The sequence below is a fragment of the Hymenobacter aquaticus genome, assembly GCF_004765605.1.
Lineage (GTDB): Bacteria > Bacteroidota > Bacteroidia > Cytophagales > Hymenobacteraceae > Hymenobacter > Hymenobacter aquaticus.
On sequence record NZ_SRLC01000002.1, the window covers coordinates 500,407 to 520,095 of the forward strand.

The window sequence follows — 19,689 nt, forward strand, 5'->3', positions numbered from 1 at the left end:
GCTGTTTTAACGTTGGGCCTGCGGGCAACGTTCCAGAAGTCGTAGGCTAGCAGCGCATTCGGGCAAAGATATTTTATAGGAAAATTACTTTTGCCCTTGAAATAGCCCTATCTTAACCGACCTAACAACTACTTATGAACAAACGTCTACTTCACCTTTTTGGCCTGGCGGCACTTGCTTCCTGTAGCGCGGCCGGCGAATCGTCTACTTCGGCCCGGGCCAACCGTACTCCGGTGGCCTACAACACCGTCGTGGAGTGCACGCTGTACGACGGTATGAGCAAAACCTCAACCCAGCTCACAACCATCACCTCCGGGATGGAAGTGCAGGTAATGGACACGGTGGATGCCTACTTCGTGAAGGCCCGCGTCACCAAGGGCGGCAAGCCCCTGACCGGCTACATGTACCGCACCTGCTTCCCGCAGCGTTAGACCGTTTCCAAGTCGGCCGCTAGGCCGCACACCACTTTGCAAGACCCCACAACAGAAAGAGCCGCCCCGGAAGGAGCGGCTCTTTTGGCTATGGCCTATGCCCGATTAGTACGACGGGCCTTTGTCGGTAGCAACCAGCTTTTCTTCCTGGTCGGCGTATTCCTCCAGCGGGGTGCAGGAGCAGATCAGGTTCCGGTCGCCGTAGGCCGAGTCGATGCGGGATACGGTGGGCCAGAACTTGGCGGCGCGCACGTATTCGAGCGGGTACACAGCCTGCTCGCGCGAGTAGGGGCGGGTCCACTCGTGGGCCAGCACCGTGGCGGCCGTGTGCGGGGCGTGCTTCAGCACGTTGTCCTTGGCGTCGGCCTTCCCCGACTCAACGGCGGCAATTTCCTTCCGGATCGAAATCATGGCGTCGCAGAAGCGGTCCAGCTCCTCCTTGCTTTCCGACTCGGTGGGCTCAATCATGAGCGTGCCGGCTACCGGGAACGACACGGTGGGGGCATGGAAGCCGTAATCCATCAGGCGCTTAGCAATGTCCTCGACCTCAATGCCGGCCTTTTTGAAGTGGCGGCACTCCAGAATCATTTCGTGGGCGCAGCGGCCGTTGGCGCCGGTATAGAGCACGGGGTAGTGCTCCTCGAGGCGGGCCTTGATGTAGTTGGCGTTCAGAATGGCCGTTTCGGTGGCTGCTTTCAACCCTTCGCCGCCCATCATCGAAATGTAGGCGTAGCTGATGGGCAGAATGCTGGCCGAGCCCCAGGGTGCCGACGAAACGGCCCCGGTGGCTTTCTCGTGGCCTACTTCCACCACCACGTGGCCGGGCAGGTAGGGCGCCAGGTCGGCGACTACGCCGATGGGGCCCACGCCGGGTCCGCCGCCGCCGTGGGGGATGCAGAAGGTTTTGTGCAGGTTCAGGTGGCACACGTCGGCGCCGATGGTGGCCGGTGAGGTGAGGCCCACCTGGGCGTTCATGTTGGCGCCATCCATATACACCCGGCCGCCGTGCTGGTGAATCGTGGCGCAGATGTCGATGATGGTTTCCTCGTACACGCCGTGGGTGCTGGGGTAGGTTACCATCAGGCACGAGAGGTTGTCGGCGTGCTGGGCGGCTTTGGCCTTGAGGTCCTCCACGTCGATGTTGCCATCCTCGGTGCTTTTCACCACCACGACCTGCATGCCGGCCATGACGGCCGAGGCGGGGTTGGTGCCGTGGGCCGAAGCCGGAATCAGGGCAATGTTGCGGTGACCCTGGCCGTTGCCTTCGTGGTAGGCCCGGATAACGAGCAGACCGGCATATTCACCTTGAGCACCCGAGTTGGGCTGCAGGCTGACGGCGGCAAAGCGCGTCACCTCGCAGAGCCAGGCTTCCAGGTCCTCGAAAATCTGCTGGTAGCCCTGGGCCTGCTCGCGCGGGGCGAAGGGGTGGAGGCCACCGATTTCGGGCCAGGTCACCGGAATCATTTCGGCGGTGGCGTTGAGCTTCATCGTGCACGAGCCCAGCGGAATCATGGAGTGAGCCAGGCTCAAATCCTTGTTTTCCAGCTGCTTCATGTAGCGCAGCATCTCGTGCTCGGAGTGGTGCGTGTTGAAGATGGGGTGGGTCAGATACTCCGAGGTGCGCACGAAATTCTTCGGCCAGGTCAGCTCGACTTCTTCGGGGATTTCCACGGCCTCAGCGGCCGACTTACCCAGTACTTTGGCAAACACGGCCACGATGAAGGCCACGTCGGCCGCTTCGGTGTTCTGGTGCAGGGAAATGCCCACGTTCGACTCGCCGAAGTAGCGGAAATTGATGCCGGCGGCTTCGGCTTCGCGCTTTACCGCCTGCTGCAGCTCGGCGCTTTCCAGCTGGATGTTGAGCGTGTCGAAGTAAAACTCGTTGACTTGCTCCAGGCCCAAAGCTTTCAACTCCTTTTCCAGCAGCTGGGTCAGGGCGTGGATGTTGGTGGCAAACTGGCGGATGCGCTGCGGACCGTGGTACACGGCGTACATACCGGCCAGCACTGACAGTAGCACCTGGGCGGTGCAGATGTTGGAGGTGGCTTTTTCGCGGCGGATGTGCTGCTCGCGCGTCTGCAGGGCCATGCGGTAGGCCTTGTTGCCGGCTGCGTCGATGCTCTGGCCGATGATGCGGCCGGGAATGACGCGCTTGAAGGCGTCTTTGGTAGCTAGGAAACCGGCGTGGGGGCCGCCGTAGCCCATCGGTACGCCGAAGCGCTGGGAGTTGCCCACGCAGGCGTCGGCGCCCAGCTCGCCGGGGGGCGTGAGCAGCGTGAGGGACAGCAAGTCGGCGGCGACGGTCACGAAGATGCCGTGGTCGTGGGCCTTGCTGATGAAGTCTTTATAGTCGAAAATCTGGCCGTCGGCGGCGGGGTATTGGAGCAGCGCCCCGAACAGCGAGTCGTCCGACAAATCAACCGAGCGGTGGTCGCCGACGACCAGTTCGATGCCGAGCGGGGTGGCGCGGGTGCGCACCAGGTCGATGGTTTGGGGCAGCACCAGGTCCGAGACGAAGTAGCGGGTGGCGCTTTTCTTCTTGGTCTGGCTGTGGAACATGTGCATGGTCTCGGCGGCGGCGGTGCCTTCGTCGAGCAGGCTGGCGTTGGCAATTTCGAGGCCGGTGAGGTCAATTACCATGGTCTGGTAGTTGATCAGGGCTTCGAGGCGGCCCTGGGCAATTTCGGCCTGGTAGGGCGTGTAGGCCGTGTACCAGCCCGGATTTTCCAGGATGTTGCGCTGAATGACGCCGGGCAGCTGGGTGTCGTGGTAGCCCAGGCCGATGTAGTTCTTATAGATCTTATTCTTCGCGGCAATGCCCTTGAATTTCGCTAAAAAAGCCCGCTCCGTGAGGGCAGCGGGCAGGTTCAACTCGCGCTTGAGCCGGATGGCGGCGGGCACTGTTTCGTCGATGAGCTGCTCGACCGAGTCTACCCCGATGGTGCGGAGCATAGCGGCCACTGCCTCAGCATCCGGACCGTTATGGCGGTCCACAAATACGTCGGCGGGCTTGGTTTTGAGAATCATAGAAAAAGGCTAGAAATGGCGGGGAAATGCCCGGTGGGAGGGTGGGGCTCACAAAGGTAAGACGAAAAGGCGAGGCCGCCTTACGGCAAAAGGGCTAGTTTTACCCAAATTCCATCCTACCCAAGTTGCTACCACCCAACCCCAAACCCATGCGAAAAGTTACCCTTGGCATTATCTGCGAAGGCAAGAATCCGCCGGACAAACGCGTGCCCCTGACGCCCAAAAAGTGCGTGGAGGCCCAGGCTACCTTTCCCGGCCTCACCGTCGTGGTGCAGGAAAGCCCCGTGCGCAGCTACTCCGACCAGGAATACCGCGACCTGGGCATCGAGGTCAGCCCCGACATGAGCCCCTGCGACCTGCTGCTGGGCGTGAAGGAAGTGCCCGTGGCCCAGCTGATTCCGAACAAAACGTACATGTTCTTCTCGCACACGGTGAAAAAGCAGCCCGCTAATCGGGAACTGCTGCGCGCCATTCTGCAGAAGAACATTACCCTGATTGACTACGAAATGCTCACCAACGAAAACGGGGAGCGAATCGTAGCTTTCGGGCGCTACGCCGGCATCGTGGGGGCCTACAACGGGCTGCTGACCTACGGCCGCAAGCACGACCTCTACCGCCTCAAGCCCGCCTACCAGTGCGTGGACATGGACGACATGCAGGAAGAGTTTTTCAAGGTCAAGCAGCTGCCGCCCATCAAGATTGCCGTAACCGGCTCGGGCCGCGTGGCCCAGGGCGCCCTGGAGGTGCTCGACCGGATGGGCATCCGCAAGGTGAGCGTCTACGACTACCTCTACCTGGACTTTGCCGAGCCCGTGTACGCCCAACTGCGCAGCTCCGACTACAATGCCCGCATCGACGGCCGGGTGTGGGATACGCCCGACTTTCACCGCAACCCCCAACTCTACAAAAGCACGTTCGACAAGTTTCTGCCCGTCACCGACCTGCTCATTGCCTGCGCCTACTGGCACCCCACGGCGCCCAAGCTGTTCACGGAGGAAGACACCCGCCAGCCCAGCTTCCGCATCAATACCATTGCCGACGTGACCTGCGACGTGAACGGCTCGATTCCGTGTACCAAGCGCAGCAGCAGCATCCAGAACCCGCTGTTCGACTACAACCCCCAGACCGGGGAGCTGGAGGAACCCTGTTCCCGCCCCGGCAACATCACCATGATGGCCGTGGACAACCTGCCCTGCGAGCTGCCCCGCAACGCCAGCCGGGACTTCGGCCGCCAGCTGCTCGACAACGTGTTTCCCCACCTGCTCGCCGACGACGCCGACCAGGTAATCGAGCGGGCTACCATTGCCCGCAACGGCCAGCTTACCGAGCGGTACCAGTACCTGAGCGACTATGTGAAATAGTGATTTAGCGACTTAGTGAGTTTATGTTCTGCTTGCGCCACTTGCGCGGTTTGAACAGCAAACTCACTAAGTCGCTAAATCACTAAATCACTAAGTCACTATTTCACATTCAGCACCGGGTATTTGGCTTGTACCAGCATGTACAGACCATAAGCCAGTAGGCCCAGGGCGACGATGCCCAGCACGGCCGGACCCATCGAGGCCAGCAGATCAAAGGCTTCGTCGGTGCTGCCCACGGCGCCGGCCCGCGACTGGCGGCCGGCCTGCACGAAGAAGTAGCCGATAATGGCCATCACCACGCCCCGTGCCGTGTAGCCCAGCTGCCCCATGCGGTATACGGTGTTTTGCTGTCCGCCAGGAATATCCGCGCTTTGCACGTGCTTGTGAAACGAGCCGGAATACGCTTTGTAGATCTGGTAAATGCCGCCCCCAATGATGCCTACACCGACCAGCAGAATAATCCAGTCGCCGCCGGGCCAGTCGAGCACGCGGGCCGTGAGGGTTTGCTGGGTGTTGCCGCCGGCGCTGGCCGAGCCGTTCAGGGCCAATTTGGCCGCATACCACGCCAGGCTGGCGTAAAACAAGCCGCTGGCCGCAATGCCCACGCGCCGGCCCAGCCCTTTGGCATCCGAGCCTTTGCCCTCCGTATCGACCACCGCCTGAGTGAAGCGCCACACAATGTAGCCCAGCAGCCCGAAGGCAATAAGGCCGAGCAGAAATGGTCCGCCGGGCAGGCCTTGCAGGGTTTGCACGGCCTGTTTTTTGTCGGCGGTCTGGCCGCCTTGCTGGCCGGTAGCGGCCAGCAGCGCCAGCACCCCCATGAGCATGTACACCGCACCCTTGGCCGCGAAGCCAAAGCGCGCCAGGGTCCGGATGCCCTGGGAAGGGGAAGCAGAAGGAAGTGCGGAAGAAATGGAAGCCATGATTGCGGGGCGTAGAGGTTGACTTGCGCATACGCAGCCCACCCCGGTTTGGGTGCAAGCTCAGCCCTTAGCCGTGGCGCCCCAGCATGCCGCTGGGATGAAACACACTGGCCCCGTGGCGGAGCAAAGCCTGGTTTTCCGGAATATCCAGCGTCAGGATGGGCTTGCGCTGCGCCACAATGGTGTGCAGCAGGCGGGCCAGCACCCCATTGGGCGCGGCATAGGGAATAAAGAACTGGTCGGCCAGCTCGGCAATGAGCAGGTTGCGGATATCGGCCGTTTCCGGCGTCACGGTTTTCACGTCGGCCTCGAACGGCGTGATGAACAGCAGGCGCCCGGCCTCGATTTCCGGGCCGTATTCCATTCGCACGTTGGGCTGAATGCCCCGGCCCAACACGTAGATAATCGGCTGCTCCTGCCCCTGCAACAGATAGCGAAACACCGTTTGCTCCAGCATCGAGTGGAAGCCCGACAGCACGCACTGCTTCTGGGCCCGCTGCTCAAGCGCCCACCGATACGTCGGCTGCTCCACGCTGGCCGGGTATTGGCGCGAGCAGAAAAAAGCCGTCTTGGGTAAATCGAGCAGGTGGGTGTTGCCCAAGCAGCACAGTTCTTCGGGGGCAATGACCATGGGTGAGCAGCAAGTCCAGCTAATATGTAGCGGGTTTGTCCTGTTATTAATTGCTAAAATACTATATATAATGAACATCCGCCAACACAAAAGCCCCGTCGGCAACGAATTTCGTTACCGGCGGGGCTTATCAGGTGCGGGCAAATTGCCTACAGGTTGCGGTGAAACCAGTTTTTGATGTCCTCAATGGCATGACCGGTTTTCTGCTGCAAGCGGCCAAACCATTCGTCCTGCTGACCTTCCTGGTAGTCCAGGTCGTCGTCGGTGAGGTCGCCCCACTGCTGCTTGGCTTTGCCCTTGATTTCGTTCCAGTTGCCGCGGGCCCGCAGTTCGGTTTTGTCGTCGATGTTATTGTTGTTTAAGTCCATGGTTGGGGTGTGGTTAGGTGGGAAAGAAATGTATGTCCTCATACGCAAGCTCCACGGCTGAGTTAGCCCAAAAGCCAATTTCTTATTCCATACCTGCTATTGCAGCGCCGGAGGCGGACCGCTACCAGTGGGTAGAAGCCGAAACCAGCACCGCCGCCACCACCAGCCAAGTGCCCACGCCCGCGCCAAAACCCGCCGCCGCCTTACCGAGCTTCTGGCGCTTGGCCTGCTGCTGGTAGGCCCGCACGTACTCCGGATTTTTGAGCAGGGCCACATCCGACGCAATAATGTTGTTGGTGCTGGGCGCGCTGGCGGCAAGTACGCCTCCCGTTATCAACCCGATGGGTGGGTAGGCAATCGTGGTTCCGTACGTGCCCCAGAAGGCCCCGGGAGCCATAAAATTCCGGCGCGCGTCCTGCATGCCCCGCTGGCGGGCTTCCACCGCCGTAAGCCCGGGCTTCACCAGCGGCACGTGCTGAATCAGCTCTTTGGCGCCATTAGCGTAGCGAATCATGAATACCTGGGCCGAGGCCACCCGCAGCGTATCGGTCGTGGCCGTGTCCTGAGGTAGGTAGATGATGTTGTCGGGGCGAATGGTCAGCACGCGGGCTTTCTGCTCCCGGGCGTCCATGCGCAGAATAACGTCGTGCTGGGCCTGGGCAACCTTGGTCAGCAGGCTCAGCAGCAACAGGCAAAAAAGGCGCATCCGACGCGGAGTAAAGTAGTTCGGTATCATCGGGTAAGATAGCAGTTAGTTGCGGCGGGAGTTGAAGCCGAAGAGCAGGCTGAAACGCGCCCCGCCGTTGCCGGGCACCACGGCGAAGTTGACCGGGAAATTGATGCCGTTGGAGCGGAAGCTGGTGCCCACGGCCAGCGCGACACTGGCACTCAGGGGCGTCAAATTGGGCCCCAGGCCAAATTCCAGCCCCTTGGGGCCCCGAATGCCGATCAGGGCATTCAGGCTGGGCAGAAACTTGTTTTGCTCCAGCCCCGCAATCAGGGGCACGATTTCCAGCAGGCCCGCCGTGCCGTTGGGCAGGCGGAACAGCCGGGTTTCAAACTGCCAGCCAAACTGCGTCAGAAAGGGCTTGATGTTGTATTCCGTATCGGCCTTGTCGGCCATGCCGCCGGTGAGCAGCGTGATGCCTAAGCGCGGACCGCCCAGATGAACCTCGTCGAACGCCGGGGCCTCGTCGCCGGGCACCACGGGGCCGGGGGCCACTTTCGCTGACAGCGGTGTTGGGCCGCCCGCCGGGGTGCCAAACACTTCCTTGGTGCCGTTGGCGTACCGAATCATGAAGACGTCGGTTTTGCGCACGATAATCAGGGGGCCTTCCTGGTAGTCGAAGCGCTTGTAGTGCACTTCCGTCGGCGTTATCTGCAGGACTTTCACCTGGATTTCTTCCCCGTTCTGCTTGGTCAGCAGGTCCTGGGCCTGGCCCGCCGTAGCCAGCAGGCAGCCGAGCAGTAGTAGTAGGAGTCGCAACATGGGTGTGAGGAGAGGATGGTGAAACGTTATGCTGGAAAGATGCAGGCTTTCCGGCGCTACCTAGTCGCCAACTTCCTGTCTTTTAAGACTTTTATATAACATGATATTCGCTTGTAAAGAATTGGTATATAGAATGTTTGCTGAACGGTATTCAGACTTTAGGGAATTGTTTGCATCTTCGGCGTAGCTCATGGACGACCTACGCACCACTCTCGCCACTTTCTCCGCGGAAGACCGCAAGGACTTCGGCCGCTTTATCCAGCGCCAGCGCAAAAAACAGAAGGGCCGCATGGATTCGCGGCTCTATGAGCTGCTGCTGCACCAGAAGGAGTACAGCACCGACGAGCTGGTGGCCCGCCTTTACCCCGAAGAGCCCAACACGGTGGCCTACTACGCCCTGCGCAAGCGGCTCATGCGCCACGTCACCGACTTTCTGCTGCTGCGCCAGCGCCAGCAAGACCCCACGGCGGCGTCGTCGGTGCGCGGGCAGCTCACGCTGGCCCAGTACCTGTTCGAGGCCGGGGTGCCGCGCATGGCCTGGCTCACGCTGCGCAAAGCCGAAAAGCTGGCCCTGACCAACGAGCAGTACGAGCTGCTCAACACCATCTACAACCTGCAGATTGCCCAGGCTGACAGCGAGTATGCCGACGACCTGAACGACATCATCCGCCGCCGCAACCTCAACAAAAAGGCCGCCGACGAGGAGGAGCGTGCCGGCATTGCCCACAGCCTGATCCGGCAGCGGCTGCGCGAGGCCCGGGTGCGGGGCCGCGCCGGCGAGGCCTTCGACGGCATCATGCACGAGGTGCTGCGCGAATACGACCTGCAGGAAGCCTTTGCCCGCCGTCCGTCGTTGCTCTACCGCCTCATGGCCATTGCCCGCAGCGCCATGCTGGCCCGCCGCGACTTTGCCTCGTTCACGCCGTTCGTTATCCGGTGCTACCGCCTCATGGAGAAGCGCCACGGCTTTGCCCAAGCCCACCGCTACTACCAGCTCAGCCTGCTCTACATGATTGCGCACGGCCTCTACCGCACGCGCCGCTTCACCGAGTCCATCGAGTATCTGGAGCAGTTGCGAGTGGCTTTGTACACCGGGCCGCGGGGGCACTACGCCGACTTCGTGCCCAAGTACACGTTTTTGCTGGCGGCCAACTACGCCTTTCTGCGCCGCAACACTGAGAGTATTCAGCTACTGGAAGAGGTGCTCAAAGGCCGCGACGTGGTGCTCAATCCGCGCGACCAGCTCACGGCCCGCCTGGGGCTGGGTTTCCACTACTTTGCCGAGGGCAAGTTCAGTAAAACCAACCAGGTGCTCATCGGCATCGGGCGCTCCGATCGGTGGTGCGAGCAGCAGATGGGCCTGGAGTGGGTGTTCAACAAAAGCCTGGGCGAAATGCTGGTGCAGCTGGAGATGGGCAACCCCGACCTGGCCCTGAACCGCCTGCGCGCCATCGAGCGGATCCTGCGCGAGCGGCTCGGCGACGAGGGCGGCGACTACCACTACGTGCTCAACTACCTGGCCCTGGTGCGGGAAATTATTGACGATCCGGCCGCGCCCACCAAGCCCGGCTTCGTGCAGCGGATGGAAGCTCTGCCGGCCTTTCTGCCCCTGGAGCGCGAAGACCTGCACGCCATGAGCTTCTACGCCTGGCTGAAGGCCCGCACCGTGGCCCGCCCCTACTACGACGTGCTGCTGGAGCTGTCGGCTTCGGCCCCAGCTTAGCCGCCCGGCCCGAAAAAGCAGCGGGCCCCTGCTGTGGTAGCAGGGGCCCGCCGGGGTAAGCGCGTCAGTTGACGGACGACTACTTGTTGGTTTCTTCCACCAGCTTGTCGGCTTCCTTGTTTACGACAACGGCCGTGTCGCCTTTCTCGGGAGCCATGTCGGCTTTCACGTCGGCGGCAGCTTCGGAAGTAGCGGCAGCGGCGTTGTCTACGGCGTTTTCGGTGTTGTTGGCAGCGTCGGTAGCAGCGCTTTCGGCGGTAGCCTCAGCGTTTTCCTGGGTCTTTTCCGAGCAGGAAGAAACGGCGAACATGGCGAAAGCAGCGGCAACGAACAGGGTTTTGAAAGGCGTTTTCATGGCTAAAAGGAAATGAGTTAGATATTTAAGTCGGCCTTGATACGCGACCCCGGAAAAAGTAACCCAACGGCCGCCCAAAAAATGGCCAAAAACTTGCGCCGGGCTTGGTTCGTAGCGTAGTCATCATCCCCCTTAATTTCCTGCTCTTGCTTCGTTTTCGCTTCCTGCTTCCGGTGCTTGCCGCCGGCTTCGTGCTGCTTTCTACCTCACCGACGCGGGCGCAAAGCCAAGCGCAAAACGACGGCTTTCAGCGGCAGGATGGCACGATGTACGTGATTCGCAACGGCGCAAAGCGGCCCATGACCCAGGACGTGCACCTGCCCAACGGCCGCGTCGTCACCCGCGACGGGTTCGTCATCACCCGCGACGGTACCCGCACCGAGCTGGCCGAGGGCAAAGGCTGCGACCTGAGCGGCAGCGTGGTAGCCGTGGCCCCGGGGCCCAACGGGCAGCTGCGGCTAGCTGCGGCCTCGCGCACCCAAACCGCTGCCGCCAGCACGGCCGTTGGCACGGCGTATCTGCGGCAGCTATTCGCCGGCCCGGGCAAGCACAAAGGCTGGGGCCGCTTCAAAAAGGGCAAGCACGGCAAGGGCAAGGGCAAAAAGCACGACGACTAAGCAGCCCCTAATCAATGGCCTTTCCATCCTTATCGATGTAAAACGTGCGGCCGTCCTGCGTCACCTTCGCCTTGCCCTCGGCAAAGTCGCTGGCCTGGGTGTAGCGGCCGAAGGGCTTGGTGTCGGGCTCGGTGCTGGTCAGGTAGTCTTCGTCAATGAAGGTGTAGCCGTCGGCTAGCCGCACGCGGGCCAGTCCGTCGTGGAAGGAATAGGCTTCTCGGAACAGCTTGGGCGTGTCGGCCGGTGCTTCAGGACCGGTAATATAAAACCAGCCCCGGTAGTCGAGCACGGCGGCGTGGCCTTCGGCGAAGTCCAGCGCGTTGTAGTAGTACTGGCTAAACTCCTGGCCATCTTCGTCGATAAAGGTATACGCGTCGCCAATCCGGACGCGGGCGTAGCCGCCACGGTAGGGGTTCAGGGCGTCGTAGGTAGGCGGCAGGGTTTCCTTGCCATCCTCGTCAACAAAGCCGAAAGCGCCTGCCTGCTCCACCACGGCTTGGTCGTCGTGGAAGTCGCCGATGGAGCTGTAGCGGGCGGGCAGCAGCGTGTCGCCGTTGGCGGCCAGCAGGCCCCATTGCCCTTTTTCCTGAAAGCGCGTCGGGGGCCCCGAGGCCAACGACCGGATGCCACTGGCCACCAGCACCAATGCCACCACGCCCGTGCCCAGGGCCGCCAGCCGGGGCAAGCGGCGGCGCCAGGCCCGCAGCTGCCGAAAAGCCGGCTTCAGCTGCGCGTAGCTCGCCCGAGCGGCAGTCGTAGCCGCGCCGGTGCCCGTAGCAGCCGGGGCCGGGGCCGCAGCGGTAGCAGCCGGGGTGGCCGTTTGCAGGTGCTGCATCAGCTGCTCCAGCTGCTGAATCTTGGCGTCTAGCTCCCGGTTGCGGGCTTCCGACTCGGCCCGGGAAGCTTGAATAGCAGCGTCGAGAGCCGCTTTTTCCTGGCTTTCCAGCGTCAGCCGCTCTTGCAAAGCCGCGGCTTCGGGAGCTACGGCCGGGGCTTCGGCCAGCTGCTGCCGTAGCTGGGCAATGCTGTTCTCGCGCTCGGCTTCCCGGGCTTCCATGGCGCGCAGCTGGGCCGCCAGCTCTTGCTGCATGGTGGCACGCATGTGCTCCAGCTCCCGTTTTTCCTGGTCGCGGGCGGCCAGCGCCGTTTCGGCGTAGCCGTAGGGCACGTTGTCGAGGTCGTCCACGTCTTCGGCCCCGAGCCAGCGCCAGAGCTGGGCCGCCTTCTGCTGCCAGAAGCTGCTGGTTGGTGGAGCTTCTTCCGCTTCCTCCGGCGCTGGCATCTCGGTTGGCGGAGCCGCCGGCGCCTCGGTAGGGGAGACGGTCGGGGCCAGCTCGGCCGCCAGCTGCTCCAGGTCGGCGGCCGTCAGGTCAATTTCGGGCGTTGCCAGCTGGGCCAGGCGCTTGGTAAAGCGGCCGGGGTCGGCCAGGAGCTGGAAGTTGTTGGCGGCGGGCACCGCACTCATGCGCTCCTCAACCTCGGGCCCAAACACGACCGGCTCGCCAAACAGCAGCAGCCCGCTAATGAAATTCAGGTTGGCGTGGTCGGCGGTGATGTGCGGCGTTAATAGCTGCGCCAGGGCCGCTTTTTGCTGCACAAACTGCTGAAAGGGGTTGTCGGCGCCGGCTGCGCCGGTCAGCGGGGCTCCATCGAGCTGCCAGGCGGCGTAGGCAAAGTCGCGGATGGCGAGGCGGCCGCCCCGGGGCTCGAGCAGCAGAATGGTAATCAGGTGGGGACGCAGCACTACGGCATCCAGCACATCGTCTTCGCCCACGGGCCAGTTGCCCAGCAGCAGGGTTGGCAGGCCGTGTGGCTCAGCCGCCAGGGCGGCCCGAACGGCGTCGAACTGCTCGCGGCGGGCCTGGTTGGGAAAGGGAGAAAGAACGGAAACGTGCAGCATAAGGTGAGAAAGCAGCCCGGGAAGCCGGGTAAAGAGCCTGGGCGGGTTGTACGAGTCCGGTTCAGGCTTGGTGACTTAACTTTTCGGGAAAGAAGGCAGTATAGCAGAATAACTTCTTTCGATTTTTTTTCGCTCTACCTCCATGGACTCCACTGCGCCTACGCCCCAGAATACTCCCACGCCCTCCATTCCGTTGGCCGTAACCGATCAGCAGAACTCGGCCCTGCTCGATGATACGTTGGCCCTGCTCAACAACGGGGTGCCCGAGAAAGCCGACCAGCGCGGCCTGGGCGAAATTGAGCGGTGGGAACAGGTGCTGCGCGCTTCCGAACGCCCGGGTCTGGCCAAAATCATTCAGGAGCTGGCCACGCTCAATCAGCAGCTCAGCACCCCCGACACCGCCGCCCACGACCTTGCCGAAACCCTGGCCACGCTCGGGGCCGAAACCGTAAAGGTAGCCGATGAATCTTCCGACGACTACAGCGGCCCGCTCACGCAGCTGGGCAAGCTGCTCATCAAAATGGGTTCTTCGCTTTCCCGCTAGTTCCGGATTGCTCCCCAACCAAAAGCCTCCGCCAAACACTGGCGGAGGCTTTTGGTTGTTAGGCGCACCCCAAAGCAGTGGCCGGTACATGCCGCGTACTACGGCGGGCTGCCGTACTTTTGCGTTTTCATTCCATCGTGCCGCTCATGCCCGCTACCACTCCCGACCTTACGCTCTACGACCCGTTCACGGGCATGCGCTTCGCCCAGCATTGCTTTCTGTGCGGCACGCCCACGGCCCCGTCCGATTCGGTGCTGGTGTTCGACCAGTGGCTGCTGGAGCGCTACCAGTTGGCTGAGCTGCAGATTAAGCTGCTCGACCAGAGCGTGTTGGCATATCACGAGCTGCGCATGCCCTGCTGCGCCGAGTGCCGGCAGCAGCACGTGGCGCCGCTGGAGCAGACGGTAGCCGCGGCCGTGCAGGCTGGCCCCGCCGCGCTGCGCAGCCTCGATGAGAAAACGCTGTTTCTGTGGCTGGGCAAGATGTTCTACGGCGTGATGCTGCTCGAAATCCTGAACGAGCTGGACCCGCTGGTAAAGCCGCTGTATCCGCTGGCCGAAAACACCCAGCTGCTGCGCAAGCTGCAGTGCTTTTTTCAGGTGTTCCAGGCCCTGCGCGTACCCATCGTGTACGAGGACTTCACGCCGGCTTCCATCTTTATCCTGGAAACTGCCCCGCTCGAAGACACAATTCCCTTCGAGTACGACGACGACCTGAGCACCATGACGTTCAGCATCAAGCTGGATGAAACCGTGCTGGTCAGCTGCCTGATCGACAACGGCTTGCTGCGGCAGGCCATGGGCCGCGTGTACCGCGACGCGCAACGGCCGCTGCACCCAGTGCAGGTCGCCGAGTTTAAGGCCCGGGTGTATTACGGCGCGTACCTATTGAACGTGGTGCCCGATTACTTCCCGCGCCCCACCCAGCCCGGCGACACGGAGCTGGTGTTCGACACGCTGATTGACGACGTGACCCGCGAGATTTTCAACCCCTGGGAAAACTCGGCCTACGGCACGTCGTTGCAGGAAATGTGGAAACGGTGGCAGATTCCCTACACCGAAATCATGCGCGACCCCCGGCAGCCGCTCAGCTACCTGTACGATGCGGACGGAGAACCCCGCACGCTGGAGCGCTGGGAAGAGGCCGCCGGCTAATGCGCCGGTCTTTCAAGAAGTACTAAAAACTGCGGAATAGTGCTGCTGGGGCGTGGTGGCAGGCAGCAAATGGAATGAGATACTCAGCTGGCTTGCCACTGGGGCTCCACCTTGCTGATTTTCACGTTTTTCCACATCTCATCGAGGTGTTCCCGCTTGGCCGCCAGAATATCCATGCAGTGACGGTGCCGACGGTTCATCGTGTCGTGGATGATGTATACGCCGTCGAGCTTGGGAGAAATACCGGAAACCCGCACAGAGTCGCCGTAATCAAAGTCGCCGCCCCACTTCTTGAGCAGGTCGCGGGAAAGGGCCATCCACCGGTCTTTGCTGGAATGGTTGCGCCGGATCCGGGAATTATCGGCAGTAATAAAGGGTTCGGAGTCGGTCTGGCGAGGATCAGGCTCGTAAATCGTGGCCGTAACCGTGTAAATCGGCAGGCGGCGGGGCAGGCGCGCCACCACGGGCGGGGCCGAAATAAAGGCTACCGTGCGGGGACTCAAATGAGCGACGGTAGAAGGAAGAGCTGCGGAGAAAATGGGCCGCGGGGGAAAGAGGAGGGTCAGTAGGACTAAAGCAATAGACATGACAGTTAGGTTCGTGGACTCTTCTTCAGACCCGAAGAGTATGGGTTGCCTTTATGTAAGGCGGGCAAGAAGGGGTTAACTCGCTCGGACCTGAAAAGGTTCTTGAAGCGGGGAAGTAGTCGGTAGAATAACATAGATATATAGACAAAATTAATAAAATATATTGCTAAAACAATAAAAAATCTTGTCATGGACTGCTGACTTGGCAAAGTGCCTGGGGAAAAGGCAGCGGGTGGGTCAACCCGGCGGGAATGAAGTCGTAAAGAAACGGCTGGGCTTCAGCCCGGTCCAACCTTTCTACCTCTTCCAAAACCCCTGCTATGCTTTCAGTGTCTGACTCTTCCCACCGGCTGGTTGCGCTGGGTCTGGGAGTTGCCATCGCGGCGGCTGTCACCAGTTGCTCGTCGCCGGACCAGCCCGCCGGTACTACGGCCGGTGGCCCCGCTTCAGCCGATTCGGCCGCAACCCGTGAGCCGGCCGCGCCCGCCAATTCGCCCCTGCAAGTGGTAGCCCAGTTCCGCGAACCGCAGATTGTGGGCGTTGCCGTGCTGCCCGACGGCCGCATGTTCGGCGACTTTCCCCGTTGGGACAACAACCCCGTAGCGCCCATAGCCGAAATCGGCCCGGATGACTCCGTGAAACCCTACCCCGATGCCAGTTGGTGCATGTGGAACGAAACGACCCGCAACGAGCCCCAGAAACACTGGATCTGCCCGCAGAGCGTGTACGCCGACAAAGCCGGCATGCTCTGGGTAGTCGACCCGGCCTCTCCCGGCCTGCAGGGCACGGTGCCCGGCGGCCCCAAGCTGGTCAAGATTGACCCCAAGACCAACAAGGTGGTGCAAAACATCAGCATCCCCGAAAGCGTGGCTTCGCGCAAGTCCTACCTCAACGACGTGCGCATCGACACCCAGAACAACTACGCCTACCTCACCGAGTCGGGCGTGGGCAGCCTGGTGGTCGTCGATCTGAAGTCGGGTAAGGCGCGCAAGCTGCTGGCCATGCACGCTTCCATGATGGGCGACACCACGCTCAACATTAAAGCCGATGGCCACGAAATGATTGACCCAACCGGCAAGCGGGCCCGCATTAATGCCGACGGCATTGCCCTGAGCCAGGATTTGCAGTACCTCTACTGGAAGCCGCTGACCAGCTACAAGCTCTACCGCATTAAAACCGAAGCCCTGCGCAACCCGGCGCTGACCGATGCCCAGCTAGCCCAGCAGATTGAGGACCTGGGCCAGGTGCCGGCCTGCGACGGAATGGAAATCGACGCGACTAACAACCTCTATTTGACCGCCTTTGAGGACAACTCCATCAAGCGCCGCACGCCGGCCGGCAAGATCGAGACCGTAGTGCAGGACCCGCGCCTGGAGTGGCCCGATACGTTTGCCTTCACCGCCGATGGGACGATGTACGTGACAACCTCGGCTATTCACAAAACGCCGACTTGGAACAAGGGCGTGGGCCAGCAGGACCAGCCCTACCGGATTTTCAAGATGGCCTTGCCTAAATAATAACCGACTGAGGCGCAAAGCTTTCCGGACGACCCGAAAAGCTTTGCGCTTTATTTTGGATAGATTGTCCGGCACCAATATCCTGGATGAATGGTTGCGGAAAATAAGCTTGTGAAATACAGGCATATTTGTGTAATCGAATTCAGGTTTTTGCCTTACTGTGAAGCGTAATACATTTACGCCACATCACTTAGCTCCTACCCGCATGGACGCTTACTCTTACATCGCCAACGCCCATGGCGACTACATCGACCAGCTTTACAAAGCGTATCAAGCCGACCCTGAGTCGGTAGACTTTGGCTGGCGCAAATTCTTCGAAGGCTTCGACTTCTCCCAGCAGTATCCGGCTGAGGGTGAAGCGCAGGTGGTTGGCTCCGGCGTACTGAGTACCTCGGCCTCCACGGATGGTGCCGGCCAGATCCGGGCCGTCGACACCATCTCGGCCGACAAGGAAACCCAGGTCAGCAACCTGATCCACGCCTACCGCAGCCGCGGCCACCTGCGCGCCAAAACCAACCCGGTGCGGGAGCGCAAAGACCGCAAAGCCCGCCTCGACATTGCCGACTTCGGCCTCGGCGAAGCCGACCTGGACACGACGTTCAAGACCGGTGAAGTGCTGGGCCTGGGCGCCGGGGCCAAGCTGCGCGACATTATTGCCGCCCTGGAGAAAATCTATACCCGCAGCATCGGCTTCGAGTATATGTACATCCGCGACCCGCAGATTCTGGACTGGTTCCGGGCCAAGGTCGAGAAGGACTCGTTGGCCTTCAACCCCGGCGTGGAGTACAAGAAGCGCATCCTGAAGAAGCTCAACGAGGCCGTGGTCTTCGAGAACTTCCTGCATACTAAGTTCCTGGGGCAGAAGCGCTTCTCCCTGGAAGGCGGCGAAACCACCATTCCGGCCCTCGACGCCATTATCAACAAGGCTTCCGAGCTGGGCGTGAACGAGGTCATGATTGGCATGGCCCACCGCGGCCGCCTCAACGTGCTGGCCAACATCATGGGCAAAACCTACGAGCAGATCTTCTCAGAATTCGAGGGGACGGCCGTGCCGGACTTGACCATGGGCGACGGCGACGTGAAGTACCACATGGGCTACTCGTCGGAAGTTGACACTGAAGGGGGCCGCAAGGTGAACCTGAAGCTGGCGCCCAACCCGTCCCACCTCGAAGCGGTGAACCCCGTGGTGGAAGGCTTCGTGCGGGCCAAGATCGAGCACCAGTACGGCGGCGACTACCACCAGATTCTGCCCATCCTCATCCACGGCGACGCGGCTCTGGCCGGGCAGGGCATTGGCTACGAGCTGACGCAGATGTCGCAGCTGGAAGGCTACAAGACCGGCGGCACGATTCACTTCGTGATTAACAACCAGGTAGGTTTCACCACCGACTTCGAGGATGCCCGCTCGTCGATCTACAGCACCGACCTGGCCAAGATTATCGACGCGCCGGTGCTGCACGTGAACGGCGACGACCCCGAGGCCGTGGTGTTTGCCGTGCGCCTGGCCACCGAGTACCGCCAGCAGTTCCACGCCGATATCTTCATTGATATGGTGTGCTACCGCCGCCACGGCCACAACGAGTCGGATGAGCCCAAGTTCACCCAGCCCACGCTCTACAACATCATCAGCAAGCACCAGAATCCGCGCGAAGTGTATAACGCGACGCTGGTGCAGCGCGGCGACGTGGATGCCGAGCTGGCTGCCCAGATGGACAAGGAGTTCCGCGACACCCTGCAGGCCCGCCTGGACATGGTGAAGCAGAAGCCCTTGCCCTACAACTACCAGGCCCTGGAAAACGAGTGGCGCAGCCTGCGCCGCTCCAAGCCCGAGGACTTCGAACAGTCGCCCGAAACCGGCATCAGCGAGGAAATCGTGCAGAAAGTCGGCAAGGCCCTGACCACGCTGCCCGAAGGCTTCCGCCCCCTGAAGCAGATTGAAAAGCTGATGGAGGAGCGCAAAAAGATGTTCTTCGAGACGCGGGTGCTCAACTGGGCCGCCGGCGAATTGCTGGCCTACGGCTCGTTGCTCAGCGAAAAGCACATTGTGCGCGTGAGCGGGCAGGACGTGCAGCGCGGTACTTTCTCGCACCGCCACGCCGTACTGCACGACGCCGAAACCTCGGCGCCTTATAACTCGCTCAACTACATCGGCGAGGGCCAGGAAAAGCTGAGCATCTACAACTCGCTCTTGAGCGAGTACGCGGTGCTGGGCTTCGAATTCGGCTACGCCATGGCCAACCCCACGGCGCTGGTTATCTGGGAAGCCCAGTTCGGCGACTTCGCCAACGGCGCCCAGACCATGATTGACCAGTTCATCGTGTCGTCGGAAAGCAAGTGGCAGCGCATGAACGGCGTGGTGCTGCAGCTGCCCCACGGCTACGAAGGCCAGGGCCCGGAGCACTCCAACGCCCGCCCCGAGCGGTTTTTGCAGCTGGCGGCCGAGAATAACATCATCGTGGCCAACATGACCACGCCGGCCAACTTTTTCCACGCCCTGCGCCGGCAGCTGACCTGGAGCTTCCGCAAGCCCCTGGTGGTGATGTCGCCCAAGTCGATGCTGCGCCACCCGCTGTGCGTGTCGCCGGTGGAGGAATTCACCTCGGGCTCGTTCCGCGAAGTGCTCGGCGACACCTACGCCGACGCCAAGAAGGTGAAGCGCGTGCTGCTGTGCTCGGGCAAAGTCTACTTCGACCTGCTGGAAGAGCAGCGCACCTCGGGCCGCACCGACGTGGCCATCGTGCGTCTGGAGCAGCTGCACCCCTTCCCCAAAAAGCAGCTCGACGCCGAGCTGGCCAAGTACCCCAAGGCCAAGCTCTACTGGGTGCAGGAAGAGCCGGAAAACATGGGCTACTGGAACTACCTGCTGCGCTTCATGCGCCGCGAGCTGGAAGACGTGGTGGCCCGCAAGCCCTCGGCTTCGCCGGCTACCGGCTACAACAAGGTGCACGTCAAGGAGCAGAAAGACCTTGTGGGTCGCGCCTTCGACAAGCCCAAGGAAGCCGTGGCCGACGACAACATCAAAGACACGGTAGAAGTAGCCAAGAAATCTGACTAGCGGTAGC

At 61.5% G+C, this 19,689-nt stretch carries 17 protein-coding genes; 8 read left to right on the plus strand and 9 right to left on the minus strand.

Features of this window, described 5'->3' with window-relative positions:
* Positions 1-134 precede the first annotated feature (134 nt).
* Positions 135-431 carry a hypothetical protein gene (locus E5K00_RS14890; RefSeq protein ID WP_135464112.1) on the plus strand — a complete coding sequence of 99 codons (297 nt, stop codon included), beginning with the start codon at positions 135-137 and terminating at the stop codon, positions 429-431.
* A gap of 105 nt (positions 432-536) precedes the next feature.
* Here the strand turns inward: E5K00_RS14890 and gcvP are convergent, their stop codons facing one another.
* On the minus strand, positions 537-3,458 hold the full coding sequence (gene gcvP / locus E5K00_RS14895) for an aminomethyl-transferring glycine dehydrogenase (protein ID WP_135464113.1): 2,922 nt from the start codon (positions 3,456-3,458) through the stop codon (positions 537-539).
* Between the two features lie 149 nt (positions 3,459-3,607).
* On the opposite strand from gcvP, the gene E5K00_RS14900 reads away from it, so the two are divergent.
* Positions 3,608-4,819 (plus strand): NAD(P)-dependent oxidoreductase, encoded by a 1,212-nt coding sequence (locus E5K00_RS14900; RefSeq protein WP_135464114.1) that lies wholly within the window; start codon positions 3,608-3,610, stop codon positions 4,817-4,819.
* A 98-nt stretch (positions 4,820-4,917) separates the two neighbouring features.
* Here the strand turns inward: E5K00_RS14900 and E5K00_RS14905 are convergent, their stop codons facing one another.
* The 5 genes from E5K00_RS14905 to E5K00_RS14925 all read right to left on the minus strand — a co-directional run bounded on the left by E5K00_RS14905 (position 4,918) and on the right by E5K00_RS14925 (position 8,230).
* Positions 4,918-5,742 (minus strand): DUF1206 domain-containing protein, encoded by an 825-nt coding sequence (locus E5K00_RS14905; RefSeq protein ID WP_135464115.1) that lies wholly within the window; start codon positions 5,740-5,742, stop codon positions 4,918-4,920.
* Positions 5,743-5,809: 67 nt separating this feature from the next.
* Positions 5,810-6,373, minus strand: coding sequence for a hypothetical protein (locus tag E5K00_RS14910; protein WP_210114324.1), 564 nt, complete (start codon positions 6,371-6,373; stop codon positions 5,810-5,812).
* A 149-nt stretch (positions 6,374-6,522) separates the two neighbouring features.
* Complete coding sequence (locus tag E5K00_RS14915; RefSeq protein ID WP_135464116.1) at positions 6,523-6,741, minus strand: CsbD family protein; 219 nt, start codon at positions 6,739-6,741, stop codon at positions 6,523-6,525.
* A gap of 121 nt (positions 6,742-6,862) precedes the next feature.
* Positions 6,863-7,447, minus strand: a complete 585-nt coding sequence (locus tag E5K00_RS14920; protein ID WP_167856911.1) for a hypothetical protein — start codon at positions 7,445-7,447, stop codon at positions 6,863-6,865.
* Positions 7,448-7,492: 45 nt separating this feature from the next.
* Complete coding sequence (locus E5K00_RS14925; RefSeq protein WP_135464118.1) at positions 7,493-8,230, minus strand: hypothetical protein; 738 nt, start codon at positions 8,228-8,230, stop codon at positions 7,493-7,495.
* Positions 8,231-8,420: 190 nt separating this feature from the next.
* On the opposite strand from E5K00_RS14925, the gene E5K00_RS14930 reads away from it, so the two are divergent.
* Positions 8,421-9,953, plus strand: coding sequence for a hypothetical protein (locus E5K00_RS14930; RefSeq protein WP_135464119.1), 1,533 nt, complete (start codon positions 8,421-8,423; stop codon positions 9,951-9,953).
* A 79-nt stretch (positions 9,954-10,032) separates the two neighbouring features.
* Here E5K00_RS14930 and E5K00_RS14935 read toward each other — a convergent pair whose 3' ends face one another.
* Positions 10,033-10,308, minus strand: a complete 276-nt coding sequence (locus tag E5K00_RS14935; protein WP_135464120.1) for a hypothetical protein — start codon at positions 10,306-10,308, stop codon at positions 10,033-10,035.
* Between the two features lie 146 nt (positions 10,309-10,454).
* Here E5K00_RS14935 and E5K00_RS14940 point away from each other — a divergent pair, with 146 nt between their 5' ends.
* Entirely contained in the window at positions 10,455-10,925 is a 471-nt protein-coding gene (locus E5K00_RS14940) for a DUF6799 domain-containing protein (protein ID WP_135464121.1), read from the plus strand.
* A gap of 7 nt (positions 10,926-10,932) precedes the next feature.
* Here E5K00_RS14940 and E5K00_RS14945 read toward each other — a convergent pair whose 3' ends face one another.
* Positions 10,933-12,825: a WG repeat-containing protein gene (locus E5K00_RS14945; RefSeq protein ID WP_135464122.1), complete on the minus strand. Its 1,893-nt coding sequence runs from the start codon at positions 12,823-12,825 to the stop codon at positions 10,933-10,935.
* A gap of 142 nt (positions 12,826-12,967) precedes the next feature.
* On the opposite strand from E5K00_RS14945, the gene E5K00_RS14950 reads away from it, so the two are divergent.
* Together E5K00_RS14950 and E5K00_RS14955 are read left to right on the plus strand one after the other, a co-directional pair.
* Positions 12,968-13,369, plus strand: a complete 402-nt coding sequence (locus tag E5K00_RS14950; protein WP_135464123.1) for a hypothetical protein — start codon at positions 12,968-12,970, stop codon at positions 13,367-13,369.
* Positions 13,370-13,515: 146 nt separating this feature from the next.
* Positions 13,516-14,523, plus strand: coding sequence for a hypothetical protein (locus E5K00_RS14955; protein ID WP_135464124.1), 1,008 nt, complete (start codon positions 13,516-13,518; stop codon positions 14,521-14,523).
* An 83-nt stretch (positions 14,524-14,606) separates the two neighbouring features.
* Here the strand turns inward: E5K00_RS14955 and E5K00_RS14960 are convergent, their stop codons facing one another.
* Positions 14,607-15,026 (minus strand): RlpA-like double-psi beta-barrel domain-containing protein, encoded by a 420-nt coding sequence (locus E5K00_RS14960; protein WP_135464125.1) that lies wholly within the window; start codon positions 15,024-15,026, stop codon positions 14,607-14,609.
* 404 nt (positions 15,027-15,430) lie between these two features.
* Between E5K00_RS14960 and E5K00_RS14965 the strand changes: the two genes are divergently transcribed.
* Positions 15,431-16,627: an SMP-30/gluconolactonase/LRE family protein gene (locus tag E5K00_RS14965; RefSeq protein ID WP_135464126.1), complete on the plus strand. Its 1,197-nt coding sequence runs from the start codon at positions 15,431-15,433 to the stop codon at positions 16,625-16,627.
* Between the two features lie 205 nt (positions 16,628-16,832).
* Complete coding sequence (locus E5K00_RS14970; RefSeq protein WP_135464127.1) at positions 16,833-19,682, plus strand: 2-oxoglutarate dehydrogenase E1 component; 2,850 nt, start codon at positions 16,833-16,835, stop codon at positions 19,680-19,682.
* Positions 19,683-19,689 lie beyond the last annotated feature (7 nt).